This window comes from Aggregatibacter segnis (assembly GCF_003130075.1).
GTDB classification, from domain to species: domain Bacteria; phylum Pseudomonadota; class Gammaproteobacteria; order Enterobacterales; family Pasteurellaceae; genus Aggregatibacter; species Aggregatibacter segnis_A.
On sequence record NZ_NRCW01000003.1, the window covers coordinates 46,361 to 59,085 of the forward strand.

A 12,725-nucleotide genomic window follows, 5' to 3' on the forward strand; every position below is an offset into this window, starting at 1 on the left:
ACTATGTCACTAGTGCATGTATTTTGCCTGCACTAGCATTTTCTCCTTAGCTTGAATATCCCTCGAGTAAATCCCGCCAATTCTGTTCATCAAACTGAATATGCATTCGTTCCACTTCCTTAATAAAAGAACGATGTAATCGTTGTAAGTTTGCGTCTTTCCAAAAACTTCTGGATTTTTCACCGCACTTATCGAAGTCGATGAGCCAGAATTGGCTGTCGCTTTCGTTTTGTTGAAACAGAATATTATGGGCATTGAGGTCAGTATGGCAGATTTGTAAATCGTGTAAGCGGCGAATAAGTCCACCGATTTCTTGCCATTGTTTGGGTTCAAGGACGTGATGTTGTAAAAGTGCGGTCAGATCTTGGGCATTTTCTACTTTTTCACTTAATAAATCGGCTTGATAACAAATGCCTAGATTCCCCTTATACACCCGAGCCCCAATCGGTTTCGGCACCGGTAAACCAGCTTGATGTAATTGATTTAGTAGGTTGAATTCCGCCATGCTGCGAGTATGGTTCAAATCGTTGAAGCGATAACGATCTTTGTTGATTTTTCCCCACAAGCCACCGCGATAATAATGTCGTAATGCCGTGTTTACGCCAAATAGATCTGCGGTTTGGAGAAACCACGTGGTGCCACGCCCTTTGGCGGAGCCGATAATGCGATTGTGTTGTTGCCAAAATGTTGGATTAAAAAACAGATCTTGGTTTGCCAGCGGTTGATCAAAATTAAAGAGAAAAAAGTCGTTTTTGAGTTGAAATTCAAGCATTTTAAGTGATGAAAATGAGATAGCGGATAGGCTCATTCTACTTTAAAATAAGCCGATTCCCAAGTTTAACCGAGATAACAAATCCCCATGGCACTTTTCTCCCAAGCACCTCAATCTCTCTGCATTCTACGTTTATCCGCTATCGGTGACGTTTGTCATGCGTTAGCGGCAGTGCAACATATTCAACGTTATTGGCCGAACACCCAAATTACTTGGATTATTGGCAAAACTGAAGCGCAGTTATTTCGCCATGTGTCGGGCATTGAATTTATTGTTTACGATAAAAAGAGCGGTTGGCGTGGTGTGTGGGATTTATGGCGGCAATTGAAACATCGTCGATTTGATGCACTTTTGAATATGCAAACAGCCTTTCGAGCCTCCATTTTATCTCTCGGAATCCATGCGAAATACCGTATTGGTTTCGGTAAGCAACGGGCACGAGAAGGGCAGTGGTTGTTTACGAATCAACGAATTCATGATCCTGCTAAGCCGCATGTATTAGACGGGTTTATGGCATTTGCCGACTATCTTGGTGTCCCCTTCTCTCAACCGCAGTGGGATTTACCGGTGACGGAGGCGGATTTAACAGCCGTGCGAGAATATCTTGATCCGCATCGCAAAAATCTGCTGATGTCACCTTGTTCCAGCAAAAAAGAAAAAGACTGGCTGGTGGAACGTTATGCTGCAGTGGCAAATTGGGCACATCAACATGATATCAATGTGATTTTATGTAGCTCACCCGCGCCACGTGAATTGGCGATGATTGAGGAAATAAAAACCTTATGCAATTTTGAGCCTGTAGATGTGGCTGGCAAGTTGACTTTAACTCAACTGACCGCATTAATTCGCGAGGTCGATTTAGTGATTTCACCGGATTCCGGCCCGGCGCATATTGCCACGACACAAGGGACGCCTGTTATTGGGCTATATGCCTACCATAATCCACTTCGCACCGGACCTTACCATAATTTAGATAATGTGGTTTCTGTGTATGAACAAAATGTACAAAAAGAATACGGCAAACCTTCAGCGCAATTGCCTTGGGCAACCAAGTTAAAAGGGCAAAATTTGATGGCTCAAATTGAAGTGAAAGAGGTGGTTAAACAAATGGAAGCCTTTCTCTTGCCGTAAAAGTGCGGTGGTTTTTCATCTTGTTTTTTATAAGAAAATCGGCACCTATAAAAGGTGCCGATGATATAAAGTTCCTAATAAATGAAGTTAGTCTTTCTGCGTATTATATGCTTCTAATGCGCGTAAAGAATAGGTGTAGGCAGCACCGGCATTGAGTGCGATTGACATCGCTAAGGCTGCGGCTACTTCTTCTTCGGTTGCACCGGCTTTTACCGCTTCCGCGGCGTGTACGCCGATACAGCTTTCGCAGCGCGTGGTGACGGCCACTGCAAGGGCAATTAATTCGCGGGTTTTAGCATCCAACACGTCGCCTTCTGCCGCTGCTGCGCTTAGTGCGCCGTAGGCTTGTAACATTTTCGGGTGTTTTTTACCTAATTCGCCGAATGATTTTTTTACATGGGCAACATCATTTTTCCAATCTGCAAACATCTTGTTCTCCTTAAATATGTTTAAAATGTGTTCTGAATTTCGGAACAAATTATAGGCGAATTCTTGTATCATACTTGCCAATTCGTCTTAACTTTTATACTTAAAATCTCATTATGGATTGTTTAGATAAACTTATTCAGTTAGCGCAGGTCAGCGGAGAAGTGAACGTCCGTTGTTTATTTCAGGGTGATTGGCAGGTGCAGCAGGACATTGGTGAAAATCAATATGTCGGCATTTTTCATTTGATTGAACAAGGGAATTGTTGGTTGAGTTTGGAAAATCAACAGATTCATTTGCAAGCGGGCGATGTCTTTTTTCTTCCACAAAATCGACCGCACTTGATTACCAGCCACTCACCACAGGCGGCAATTCAAGCATCGTCAATTCTGGCAACACCGCAAGAAAACCAGACAGATTTATTTAAGGTTTATCATATTGGGCGGAATTCACCGGATTTGAAAATGTTTTGCGGCATGTTGTATTACAGTCGTCCGTCGTTGTTAATAGAGGCGCTGCCTACATATTTGCATTTGTCTTTGCATGATACGCCGTTGTTAGCATTGATTCAGGTGCTACAACAGGAGGCGAACAAAACGCAAAGTGGGGCGAAATCTTTGATTGATTCACTGGTCACGGTGCTGTTTATTTATATTTTGCGCCACGGATTGCAATCAACTCAGTTAAATCAAGGGGTGTTGGCGGGGTTGCAGGATAAACGTTTGAGTCATGTGATAACACAGTTATTAAGTGCACCGCAACAAGCATGGAATATGGATTCTTTGTCCGAGTTGGCGGCAATGTCGCGAGCGAATTTTATGCGGGTGTTTCAGCAAAAAATCGGTATGGCACCGGGTAAATTTTTAACTCAGCTTCGTCTTCAACAAGCGGCGCTATTATTAAACCAAGGCCAGAAAAGTGTATTGGCGGTGGCGTTGGACGTGGGCTATCAATCGGAAGCGCATTTTAGCAAGGCTTTTAAAAGCGCTTACGGTATGAGTCCAAGCCAATACCGTAAACGTGTCTCCCTTTAGTATGGGTTGAAGACAATTTAGGCTATAATATGCCGCAGTTTGTGGGCAACATCGAATAAGGTTGCCCTTTGTTTTTAAGGAAAGATGATATGTTAAATAAAATTTTTAGTTGGTTTGAAAATCGCTTGAACCCCTATCCCGACCAATCGCCGAAAACACCGGAAAACGGTTTGCTCCGCTTTATTTGGTCGAGTATTGAGGGCATGAAAGGCTGGATTTTGTTGTTAGCGGTGCTGACGATTGGCAACGGTGTGATGGAAGCCATGTTGTTCCAATTCATGGGCTTGTTGGTGGATTGGTTAGGGGCTTATACACCGGCAACCTTATGGCAGGAAAAAGGCCATTTACTCATGGGGATGGGCGGCTTGTTAGTCTTCAGCATCGTTTGGTTGTTTTTAGCTTCCTCCGTGCGTCTGCAAACCTTACAAGGCGTGTTCCCAATGCGCCTGCGTTGGAATTTCCATCGTCTGATGTTGGGGCAAAGTTTAAGTTTTTACCAAGACGAATTTGCCGGACGGGTGTCTGCCAAAGTCATGCAGACGGCTTTAGCGGTGCGTGATACGGTGCTGACGATCGCCGATATGTTGGTTTATGTGGTGGTGTATTTTGTGACCTCAGGCTTGGTGTTGGCATCATTGGATAGTTGGTTCCTCGTGCCTTTCTTTGTTTGGATTGTGCTTTTTATCACCATTTTGCGTTTGTTAATTCCCCGTCTGTCTAAAACAGCTCAACGTCAAGCGGATGCCCGTTCATTAATGACGGGGCGAATTACCGATGCCTATTCTAATATTGCCACCGTAAAATTGTTTTCTCATGGTGCTCGTGAAGCGGGTTACGCCAAACGTTCCATGGAGGAATTTATGGTCACGGTGCATGCCCAAATGCGTTTGGCAACCTCGCTAGACAGCTTAACCTACATCAATAATGTCGTGTTGATTTTAAGTACGGCAATCATTGGTGTATTGCTATGGCAACAAAGTTTAGTCGGCGTTGGCGCGATCGCTACGTCCACGGCGATGGCGTTGCGCGTTCATGGCTTGTCGCGTTGGATTATGTGGGAATCGGCACGCTTGTTTGAAAATATCGGTACGGTAAATGACGGCATGAATACGCTGACCAAGCCGCAGACCATTTTGGATAAACCAAATTGCCCACCGTTAAATGTCACGCGTGGCGAGATTAAATTTAACGACCTAAGTTTTGCCTACGATCCGGCAAAACCTTTGTTGAGCCATTTTAATTTAACCATTAAACCAGGTGAAAAAGTGGGATTGATTGGGCGTTCCGGTGCAGGGAAATCCACGATTGTGAATTTGCTGTTACGCTTTTATGAAGCGCAACAAGGCAGCATTACCATTGATGGACAAAATATCATGGACGTGCAACAGGAAAGCCTGCGCAGTCAAATCGGTTTGGTGACGCAAGATACGTCGTTATTGCACCGTTCTGTGCGTGATAACATCGTGTACGGCAGACCGAGTGCCACCGAGCAGGAAATGTTTGATGCGGCGGCGCGTGCAGAAGCGGCGGATTTTATTCCGTTTTTAAGTGATGCACAGGGACGCAAGGGATATGATGCGCACGTTGGTGAACGTGGCGTGAAACTCTCCGGTGGGCAACGTCAACGTATCGCCATTGCCCGCGTGATGCTAAAAGATGCGCCGATTTTATTATTGGACGAAGCCACCAGTGCGTTGGATTCCGAAGTGGAAGCGGCGATTCAAGAAAGTTTGGATAAAATGATGGAAAACAAAACCGTTATCGCCATCGCGCACCGTTTGTCTACGATTGCCGCGATGGATCGTCTGATTGTGTTGGATCACGGACAAATCGTGGAGCAAGGCACTCATGTTGAATTACTCGCACAAAACGGTCTTTATGCCAAATTATGGCAGCACCAAAGCGGTGGCTTCTTGAGTGGGCACACAGATTAAAAATACCTTCTAAAACGACCGCACTTTTGCTTGGCAAAGTGCGGTTTCTTTTTACGGCGTTTTTCAGCCTTGTGTTCTTCGCATTTTTTTAGCGTAGAAGCAATAGATTTACTCAACGGATAGGGCTGATTATAATGCTTCGCATGATTTAAACGATTTTAAGGATACACATGCAATTTTCTAAAATGCACGGGCTCGGCAATGATTTTATGGTGGTGGATGCGGTTACGCAGAATGTTTATTTTCCCGCCGACACCATTAAACGTTTAGCCGATCGTCATCGTGGCATTGGTTTTGATCAGCTATTAGTGGTGGAGCCGCCTTATGATCCTGAATTGGATTTTCATTATCGTATTTTTAATGCGGACGGCAGTGAAGTGGCGCAATGTGGTAATGGTGCCCGTTGCTTTGCCCGTTTTGTCACGCTTAAAGGCTTAACCAATAAAAAGGACATCGCCGTCAGTACGCAAAACGGCAAAATGGTGTTAACCGTTAAGGAAGACGACAATGTGCGTGTGAACATGGGCGAACCCATTTGGGAGCCGAATAAAATTCCGTTTACCGCCAATAAATTCGAGAAAAATTATATTCTGCGCACGGAAATTCAAACGGTACTGTGTGGCGCGGTATCCATGGGGAATCCCCATTGTGTGGTGCAGGTGGATGATATTCACACGGCTAACGTAGCGCAGCTCGGACCATTACTCGAAAACCATGAGCGTTTTCCGGAACGGGTGAATGCCGGTTTTATGCAAGTGGTGAACCGTAAACATATTAAATTACGCGTACATGAGCGTGGCGCGGGCGAAACCCAAGCCTGCGGTAGCGGTGCTTGTGCGGCAGTCGCTGTGGGGATTATGCAAGGCGTATTGGACAATGAAGTGCAGGTGGATTTGCCCGGCGGCAGTTTGCTGATTGAATGGCAAGGCGAAGGGTATCCGCTGTATATGACCGGTAGCGCCACCCACGTCTATGACGGCGTGATTTATCTCTAATTTTCGATCATCTGCGATGCAAAACGAACTGCAAAAATACCTAACTTATCTGCGCATTGAACGTCAAGTGAGTCCTCATACGCTGACCAACTATCAACATCAGTTGGTACGCGTTATCGCCATTTTGCAGGACGCCGGAATTCAACAATGGCAACAAGTCACACCAAGTGTCGTGCGCTATGTGCTGGCACAAAGCAGTAAACAGGATGGCCTAAAAGAAAAAAGCTTAGCGTTACGCCTTTCTGCGTTGCGCCGCTTTTTGAGTTATTTGGTGTATCAAGGGCTGCTCAAGGTGAATCCGGCTGTCGGCGTTTCCGCACCTAAGCAACCCAAACATTTACCCAAAAACATCGATACGGATCAAATTCAGCTATTACTTGCTAATGACAGTAAAGAACCTATTGATATCCGCGATCGTGCCATGATTGAATTGTTTTACAGCTCCGGTTTGCGTTTGTCGGAATTGCAAGGATTGAACTTAAACAGCATTAATCTTCGCGTGCGTGAAGTGCGGGTGATTGGTAAAGGGAATAAAGAGCGCATTGTGCCACTGGGACGTTATGCTTCCCACGCCATTCAACAATGGCTCAAAGTGCGGTTGTTATTTAACCCAAAAGACGATGCGTTATTTGTCAGTCAGTTGGGGAATCGCATGTCCACGCGCACGATTCAAATGCGCTTGGAACGCTGGGGAATTCGACAAGGGTTGAATAGCCATTTGAATCCGCACAAACTTCGCCACTCTTTTGCTACTCATATGTTGGAAGCCAGTTCGGATTTACGTGCGGTGCAAGAATTGCTCGGACATAGTCATTTATCAACAACGCAAATTTATACACACTTAAATTTTCAACATTTAGCAGACGTGTATGATGCGGCGCATCCGCGAGCCAAACGGAAAAAATAAGAGAAACGTCATGAAATTTTACCGCACTTTACAGCCTTTTCAGGTGATCAGTTTTGATTTGGATGACACCTTATACGATAACTCACAGGTGATGATTAAAGCGGAAAGTGAATTTTTGGCATTTTTACGCCAATATGACGGTGTTCAAGACGTGACGCAGGCGGAATGGGTGTTTTGGAAAGAAACGATTGGGCGTGAAAATCCTCTCCTACAAGAAAATGTTACCGCATGGCGAACGCAAAGTTTACAAGCGCTATTAGCAAAACGACAAAAAAGTGCGGGGGACATTTCCGCTATTTCTGAAAAAGCCATGTCGTATTTTTTACACTGGCGCCATCAAATCGACGTGCCACCACAAAGTTTCGAGATTCTAAAACAACTCAAACAACACTATAAACTTGTGGCGATAACTAACGGCAATGTAGAACCGGCACGTATTAGCTTTCACCACTTTGATTTAACATTACGCGGCGGTGAGCATGGCAGAGCTAAACCCCATGAGGATTTATTCCGACAGACCGCCCGGCATTTCAATATTTCACCACACCAACTTTTGCACGTAGGCGATAACTTACAAACTGACGTACAAGGCGCCATCCAAGCCGGCTGCCAAGCAGTTTGGTTAAACTTAACTCAAAAGCATATTCACCAATTCAGCGATGCTCGTCTGTTACCAACGGTAGAAATGTCGGATTTATCAGCATTGTTGTCGTTGCATTGTTAAAAGTGCGGTCCTTTTTTACCGTGTTTTGATAAAGAAAAAGGCATAGTCAATCTATGCCTTTTTTATTTTATGAATGAATCTTTCCGATTATTTTACAATATCGCCTTTTAGTGCGACACCAGCGATAAGGTTGCCCGCGTGGCATTCATACTGTGTTTCGCTAGTATAAGGGGTCTTTTTGTAGTAACTCACGATGTTACCCACTTTTGTGGCACCCGAGGATTGTGCTTTTTCTTGTAATTGTTTTACGGCGGATAAGAATGCCCATTGGCAGGCTTTTTCATCTGACTTGTTAGCGGCATTCGTTTTTTTGTTCGTTACGGCATTTGCTGCGATGACTTTTCCCGGTGCAGGTTTGCCGAAATAAAGTTTAATGTTTGGGTTTATGATGCCTTGCGCTTCTGCTGATTTTAAAGCGCTTTGGATATCATAGTGATGTGCAGTGTCTCTTGGTGCGCAAGCAGCGATGAAGATGCTGGCTAAGACAACGCTTAATTTCATAGTAAGTTTCATAAACCTCTCCTTGGGTAGTGAATAAATTGAGATCGTGAATACAATCAGATTGAGTATAGCATTTTTATTTTAGTTACGAATTAACATATTGTCTTTCTTATTGGGTTGCGATTTGCTTTAATTAGGCTGGGTATGTAAAATTGACAAAATTTGCATTTTGATATTTTAAATTTAATTAAATGGATCATTTCATGAAAAAATTATTGTTATCTATGAGTTTAGCCGCATTTTCTTTGACTGCTTGTTCTTCCGGTGTTGTTGATTTAAAACCTGTTAGTGCGACTCAGAACATTAAGCATATTTGTTTAAAAGGCAGTATTAAAGCTGCGCCGGATAATTTTATTGATGCATTAACGCGTAGCTTAAAAAATAAAAATATTTCAGCTGAATTAATGAGAAATAAAGCGGATTGTGATTACGTCTTATTTTTTAACGTAAGAGGAAATAATCATATTATTGGCCGTGCTAAATTTGAGTTGAAAGAGATGGGAACAAAACAATCTTTGGGATCATTATCGTATAAACGTCGCGGTGATGAGAAAGAACGTGTTGATCAGGTTGGTTTACAAGGTCAAACGGATTTAATGATTAACCAACTCTTTCAATAAACCATAATGACTAAGACCATTTGTCAGTTTTCTTGCAATATTTCAGCGTGGAACATTGTTTGTAATAAGATATTATCCGACAATGATTGGGCGCTAGGATATGCTCATTGGCAACAAAATAGCGGAAGTTTTCCTGATTTTGTTCCTAAACTTGAGTTTTTAGCGCCATTAAAACGTCGCCGTTTAAGCGATTCCGCCCGTTTAATTTTTGAGGCAGCTTGGAATCTGGTTGAGGAGAAAAACAATTTACCGGTGGTTTATGCGTCAGCAAATAGTGAAATTAATCGCAACTTTAGTTTGTGGCATGCTTTATTAACGGAAGGGGATGTATCTCCAACCTCTTTCAGTTTGTCAGTACACAATGCATTAATCGGGCAATGGTCTGAATTGCGTCAAGTGAAAGCGGAAACAACTGCACTGGTTGCTAACAAAGACAATTTGGAGATTGCATTATTGGAAGCCTATCTCCTGTTACGGGAAGGTAAAAAGCAGGTTCTTGTGGTTGTCGCAGAATCACCTCTTGCCCTGGAATACAACGCTCATCCGGTTATGCGTCAGCCTTTTAGCTATGCGTTGGCATTGGTGGTGGAAGCCGGGGAACAATACCAATTAAGTCTTTCTAATAGCGCTTTTGAAATGGAACCTGTTTTGGATTCGGCCTTAGAATGGGTTAAAAATCAGCATTTAAACTGCACACAATGGCAAACGCCAAATAGTACGGGAGGCGTTTGGACATGGCAGAAAAACTAGATTGGCTTCGACGATTTATCGGGACAGCAATTGGTTTTTTCTTTTGGGGTACGGCAGGCGTGTTACTTCAGTTGGTTTTGTATCCCTACATGCTTACTCGCAAAACTCACTCGCTACAAAATCAATTAAAGACGCGCCGTTTTGTTGGTCGGATTTGGTATTACTTTATTCGTTATTTATCTTTTGTTGGTGTATTACAAGTCACTTATAAAGGATTTGAAAAGCTTGGTCGTCCTGGACAATTAATACTGCCAAATCACCCTTCTTTATTGGATGTCGTATTAATTTTAGGTAAAGTGCCAACGCTCAACTGTATTGTTAAAAAAGATTTATTAAATAACCCTACCATGCGAAATCAGATATTGGCTTGTGGTTTTTTACCTAATACAGAGTCTGTCGAATTACTCGAACAAAGCGACGAAGTACTCAAAGAACAAGCTTTGTTGCTTTTTGCAGAAGGAACGCGAACCGGTTGGGATGGGGTGGTTAAACTTAACCGAGGTGCAGTATCTATCGGTTTACGTAGCGCTAAAGTGATTACACCAGTCGTGATTCGAATGCTTCCGTTAAATTTGAAAAAAGGTCAACCGTGGTATCAAATTCCGAAGACACGCATTCAATATGAGCTTATTGTTGGGGAAGATATCGCTCCTCAAGACTGGCTACAAACCCAATCTTTACCAATGGCTTCTCGTCGATTGACTAAATATTTAGAAGATTATTTTAATTTACACACAAAGGACAACAAAAATGGAACTGGAACAGCAAATTAAACAATTAATTATTGATAGTTTGGCATTAGAAGATATTAGTGTTGAAGATATTGAAAATGACACCGCACTTTTTGGTGATGATGGTTTAGGGTTGGACTCTGTTGATGCGCTTGAACTGGGCTTGGCAGTGCAAAAAACATTTCATTTGCAACTGGATAGTGAACAAACCCAAGTACGTAATCACTTTGAAAGTGTAGCGACCTTGGCAAGTTTTATTCGTAGTCAAAAAGGTGAGGCGTAATATGACCGAACAAGAAATTCGAGATTTATTGACTGAGGCGCTTGAGTCTTTATTTGAAATCGAACCGGAAAGAATTAAGCCGGAAACTAATCTGTATGAAGATTTAGAAATTGATAGCATTGATGCGATTGATTTGATCGATCACATTAAACGTAAAACAGGCCACAAATTGCAAGCGGAAGATTTTCGTAATGTCCGTACCGTAGATGATGTGGTCAAAGCCGTGCTAAAAATTAGTCAGAGCGTTCAATAATGCGTAAATATGCCCCAACCGATCTCATTGCACTCGACCCTGTATGGTGCTATTCGGATTTCGAACAAAAAGCGTATCAAATATCCGCAGAATTTCAACACCGTCAGATTCAAGCTGTTGCAGTATGGTTTGAAGACGGCGCCAAATTGGCGTGTACGCTTTTAGCCGCTTGGCATGCCAAAGTGCGGGTGCTTTTCCCGCCGAATGTTACGCCGGAAAGTGTAGCGTGGGTGAGCACCCATGCGGATTTGTGGCTAACCGATGTGGGGATTCACTCTTCCTTGGCGGTGTGTTTTGATGATTTTGGTGCGCAACAGTCTTGTCAAAAACACGCTGAAAATCGACCGCTCTTTGATTATGACAACCAAACGGAAATCTGGCTGAAAACCTCCGGCAGTACCGGTGAGGCAAAAACAATCATTAAAACCGCAGAGCAAATGTGGCTTGGTGCGGAAGTCTTGACAGAAGCCTTGCCGTTTAAAGCTGAGAATAATGTGACGGCTATTAGTACGGTCAGTATTCAACATATTTATGGTTTAACCGTACACATCATGATGTCCTTGGTCAATGGCTGGCAAATTGGGCGTAAGCAACAATTTTATCCGGAATGTATGCTTGCTGAAGCTCGGAATACTGAACAGACAGTGATCGTCAGTAGCCCCGCTATGCTAACCCGTATTGACTGGTTTAATACGACAATGCCGAAAAATATCGTCGGTGTGATTTCTTCCGGTGGTGCATTACCGGAAGAAACTTCGGAACAAATGCGCCATTTATTGCAGCAGCCTGTCATTGAAATTTATGGCAGTACGGAAACCGGCCCAATTGCGATTCGTGATGATATTCATTTATGGCAAACCTTGCCGAATAGTCGTTTAGGCTGTAATGAAGATGGTGCGCTATGGATCGAGGGATGTTGGCTTTCGACACGTGAGCAAACGGCAGATGTGGTGGAGTTTCTTGATGGTGGATTCCGTTTATTAGGGCGCAGTGATCGTATCGTCAAAATCGGTGATAAACGTACTTCATTAGCCGGTATTGAAACCAAGTTAAACCAACATGCTTGGGTTGAGGATTGCTATATTGCGCAACATCCTGAACAACCTAGATTGGCTGCTTGGGTCGGCTTAAATGCACAAGGGATTGAAATTTTAAGAGAGAATGGTCGACGTCATTTGATTGACCAGCTTAAAGCGTATTTGGCTGAAACACAGGATAAGACGGCGATTCCGCGTTTTTGGCGTTTTACGGATAAATTGCCGCGCAATAGCCAATCTAAAATAAACAAACTGGAATTTAACCGCACTTGTATTGAGCCGCAGCGTGAACCGATTTGGTTAACCGAACAGCAAACTGAACGTCATTATCAGGCAACCGGCAAAGTGCCATTGGATTTGTTGTATCTTAAAGATCATTTTGCCAATTTCCCTTTAGTGCCGGGCGCAATTGAATTGCAATGGATTAGTGACAAGATTAAAGCGTTGGTGGCGCAGAATGTTGAATTTAGCCGTTTGGATAAATTGAAATTCCAAAAATTCTTACGTCCGAATGACCGTTTTTCTCTTGAATTAAACGTCGCCGAGAAACGGGATAAAGTCACTTTCCAACTGAAAGTAGAAAATGATATGTGCTGTAGCGGCGTCGCAGTGTTATCGTATCGTTAA

15 protein-coding genes are annotated in these 12,725 nt (G+C 43.3%); 12 read left to right on the forward strand and 3 right to left on the reverse strand.

Annotated elements, in window-relative coordinates:
- Positions 1-46 precede the first annotated feature (46 nt).
- Entirely contained in the window at positions 47-772 is a 726-nt protein-coding gene (locus DK415_RS04090; protein WP_109432569.1) for a 3-deoxy-D-manno-octulosonic acid kinase, read from the reverse strand.
- Positions 773-859: 87 nt separating this feature from the next.
- On the opposite strand from DK415_RS04090, the gene DK415_RS04095 reads away from it, so the two are divergent.
- A complete protein-coding gene (locus DK415_RS04095) occupies positions 860-1,903 on the forward strand; it encodes a glycosyltransferase family 9 protein (protein ID WP_109432570.1) in 1,044 nt (347 codons plus the stop codon).
- A gap of 87 nt (positions 1,904-1,990) precedes the next feature.
- On the opposite strand, the gene DK415_RS04100 is transcribed toward DK415_RS04095, so the two are convergent.
- Entirely contained in the window at positions 1,991-2,332 is a 342-nt protein-coding gene (locus DK415_RS04100; RefSeq protein WP_032997740.1) for a carboxymuconolactone decarboxylase family protein, read from the reverse strand.
- 113 nt (positions 2,333-2,445) lie between these two features.
- On the opposite strand from DK415_RS04100, the gene DK415_RS04105 reads away from it, so the two are divergent.
- The 5 genes from DK415_RS04105 (at position 2,446) to yigB (ending at position 7,923) form a co-directional block, all read left to right on the forward strand.
- On the forward strand, positions 2,446-3,363 hold the full coding sequence (locus tag DK415_RS04105) for a cupin domain-containing protein (RefSeq protein ID WP_109432571.1): 918 nt from the start codon (positions 2,446-2,448) through the stop codon (positions 3,361-3,363).
- Positions 3,364-3,452: 89 nt separating this feature from the next.
- Positions 3,453-5,297: an ABC transporter ATP-binding protein gene (locus DK415_RS04110; protein ID WP_109432572.1), complete on the forward strand. Its 1,845-nt coding sequence runs from the start codon at positions 3,453-3,455 to the stop codon at positions 5,295-5,297.
- Between the two features lie 170 nt (positions 5,298-5,467).
- Complete coding sequence (gene dapF, locus DK415_RS04115) at positions 5,468-6,292, forward strand: diaminopimelate epimerase (protein WP_109432573.1); 825 nt, start codon at positions 5,468-5,470, stop codon at positions 6,290-6,292.
- Positions 6,293-6,308: 16 nt separating this feature from the next.
- Positions 6,309-7,199 (forward strand): tyrosine recombinase XerC, encoded by an 891-nt coding sequence (gene xerC, locus DK415_RS04120; protein ID WP_048750148.1) that lies wholly within the window; start codon positions 6,309-6,311, stop codon positions 7,197-7,199.
- Positions 7,200-7,209: 10 nt separating this feature from the next.
- On the forward strand, positions 7,210-7,923 hold the full coding sequence (gene yigB / locus DK415_RS04125; protein WP_109432574.1) for a 5-amino-6-(5-phospho-D-ribitylamino)uracil phosphatase YigB: 714 nt from the start codon (positions 7,210-7,212) through the stop codon (positions 7,921-7,923).
- 87 nt (positions 7,924-8,010) lie between these two features.
- Here yigB and DK415_RS04130 read toward each other — a convergent pair whose 3' ends face one another.
- Positions 8,011-8,436 carry an excinuclease ABC subunit A gene (locus DK415_RS04130; RefSeq protein WP_109432575.1) on the reverse strand — a complete coding sequence of 142 codons (426 nt, stop codon included), beginning with the start codon at positions 8,434-8,436 and terminating at the stop codon, positions 8,011-8,013.
- A 191-nt stretch (positions 8,437-8,627) separates the two neighbouring features.
- Between DK415_RS04130 and DK415_RS04135 the strand changes: the two genes are divergently transcribed.
- Genes DK415_RS04135 through DK415_RS04160 form a run of 6 tightly spaced genes read left to right on the forward strand, consistent with a single transcriptional unit; the run spans position 8,628 to position 12,725 of the window.
- Positions 8,628-9,044, forward strand: a complete 417-nt coding sequence (locus DK415_RS04135; protein WP_109432576.1) for a hypothetical protein — start codon at positions 8,628-8,630, stop codon at positions 9,042-9,044.
- 6 nt (positions 9,045-9,050) lie between these two features.
- A complete protein-coding gene (locus DK415_RS04140; RefSeq protein WP_109432577.1) occupies positions 9,051-9,794 on the forward strand; it encodes a beta-ketoacyl synthase chain length factor in 744 nt (247 codons plus the stop codon).
- Positions 9,779-10,567 (forward strand): lysophospholipid acyltransferase family protein, encoded by a 789-nt coding sequence (locus DK415_RS04145; RefSeq protein WP_109432578.1) that lies wholly within the window; start codon positions 9,779-9,781, stop codon positions 10,565-10,567. The genes DK415_RS04140 and DK415_RS04145 overlap by 16 nt, the downstream gene beginning before the upstream one ends.
- Complete coding sequence (locus DK415_RS04150) at positions 10,545-10,808, forward strand: phosphopantetheine-binding protein (RefSeq protein ID WP_005715810.1); 264 nt, start codon at positions 10,545-10,547, stop codon at positions 10,806-10,808. Before DK415_RS04145 ends, DK415_RS04150 begins: the two co-directional genes overlap by 23 nt.
- Position 10,809: 1 nt before the next feature.
- Positions 10,810-11,061: an acyl carrier protein gene (locus DK415_RS04155; protein ID WP_005715813.1), complete on the forward strand. Its 252-nt coding sequence runs from the start codon at positions 10,810-10,812 to the stop codon at positions 11,059-11,061.
- On the forward strand, positions 11,061-12,725 hold the full coding sequence (locus tag DK415_RS04160) for an ApeI family dehydratase (RefSeq protein ID WP_109432579.1): 1,665 nt from the start codon (positions 11,061-11,063) through the stop codon (positions 12,723-12,725). The genes DK415_RS04155 and DK415_RS04160 overlap by 1 nt, the downstream gene beginning before the upstream one ends.

Excerpts from the sequence above, each read along its gene's own strand:
- DK415_RS04140 (WP_109432577.1), top strand. The coding sequence starts at position 9,051 with ATGACTAAGACCATTTGTCAGTTTTCTTGCAATATTTCAGCGTGGAAC.
- DK415_RS04150 (WP_005715810.1), top strand. The coding sequence starts at position 10,545 with ATGGAACTGGAACAGCAAATTAAACAATTAATTATTGATAGTTTGGCA.
- DK415_RS04160 (WP_109432579.1), top strand. The coding sequence starts at position 11,061 with ATGCGTAAATATGCCCCAACCGATCTCATTGCACTCGACCCTGTATGG.
- DK415_RS04145 (WP_109432578.1), top strand. The coding sequence starts at position 9,779 with ATGGCAGAAAAACTAGATTGGCTTCGACGATTTATCGGGACAGCAATT.
- DK415_RS04095 (WP_109432570.1), top strand. The coding sequence starts at position 860 with ATGGCACTTTTCTCCCAAGCACCTCAATCTCTCTGCATTCTACGTTTA.
- DK415_RS04130 (WP_109432575.1), bottom strand. The coding sequence starts at position 8,436 with ATGAAACTTACTATGAAATTAAGCGTTGTCTTAGCCAGCATCTTCATC.
- DK415_RS04100 (WP_032997740.1), bottom strand. The coding sequence starts at position 2,332 with ATGTTTGCAGATTGGAAAAATGATGTTGCCCATGTAAAAAAATCATTC.
- DK415_RS04135 (WP_109432576.1), top strand. The coding sequence starts at position 8,628 with ATGAAAAAATTATTGTTATCTATGAGTTTAGCCGCATTTTCTTTGACT.
- DK415_RS04105 (WP_109432571.1), top strand. The coding sequence starts at position 2,446 with ATGGATTGTTTAGATAAACTTATTCAGTTAGCGCAGGTCAGCGGAGAA.
- DK415_RS04090 (WP_109432569.1), bottom strand. The coding sequence starts at position 772 with ATGCTTGAATTTCAACTCAAAAACGACTTTTTTCTCTTTAATTTTGAT.
- DK415_RS04110 (WP_109432572.1), top strand. The coding sequence starts at position 3,453 with ATGTTAAATAAAATTTTTAGTTGGTTTGAAAATCGCTTGAACCCCTAT.
- xerC (WP_048750148.1), top strand. The coding sequence starts at position 6,309 with ATGCAAAACGAACTGCAAAAATACCTAACTTATCTGCGCATTGAACGT.
- dapF (WP_109432573.1), top strand. The coding sequence starts at position 5,468 with ATGCAATTTTCTAAAATGCACGGGCTCGGCAATGATTTTATGGTGGTG.
- yigB (WP_109432574.1), top strand. The coding sequence starts at position 7,210 with ATGAAATTTTACCGCACTTTACAGCCTTTTCAGGTGATCAGTTTTGAT.
- DK415_RS04155 (WP_005715813.1), top strand. The coding sequence starts at position 10,810 with ATGACCGAACAAGAAATTCGAGATTTATTGACTGAGGCGCTTGAGTCT.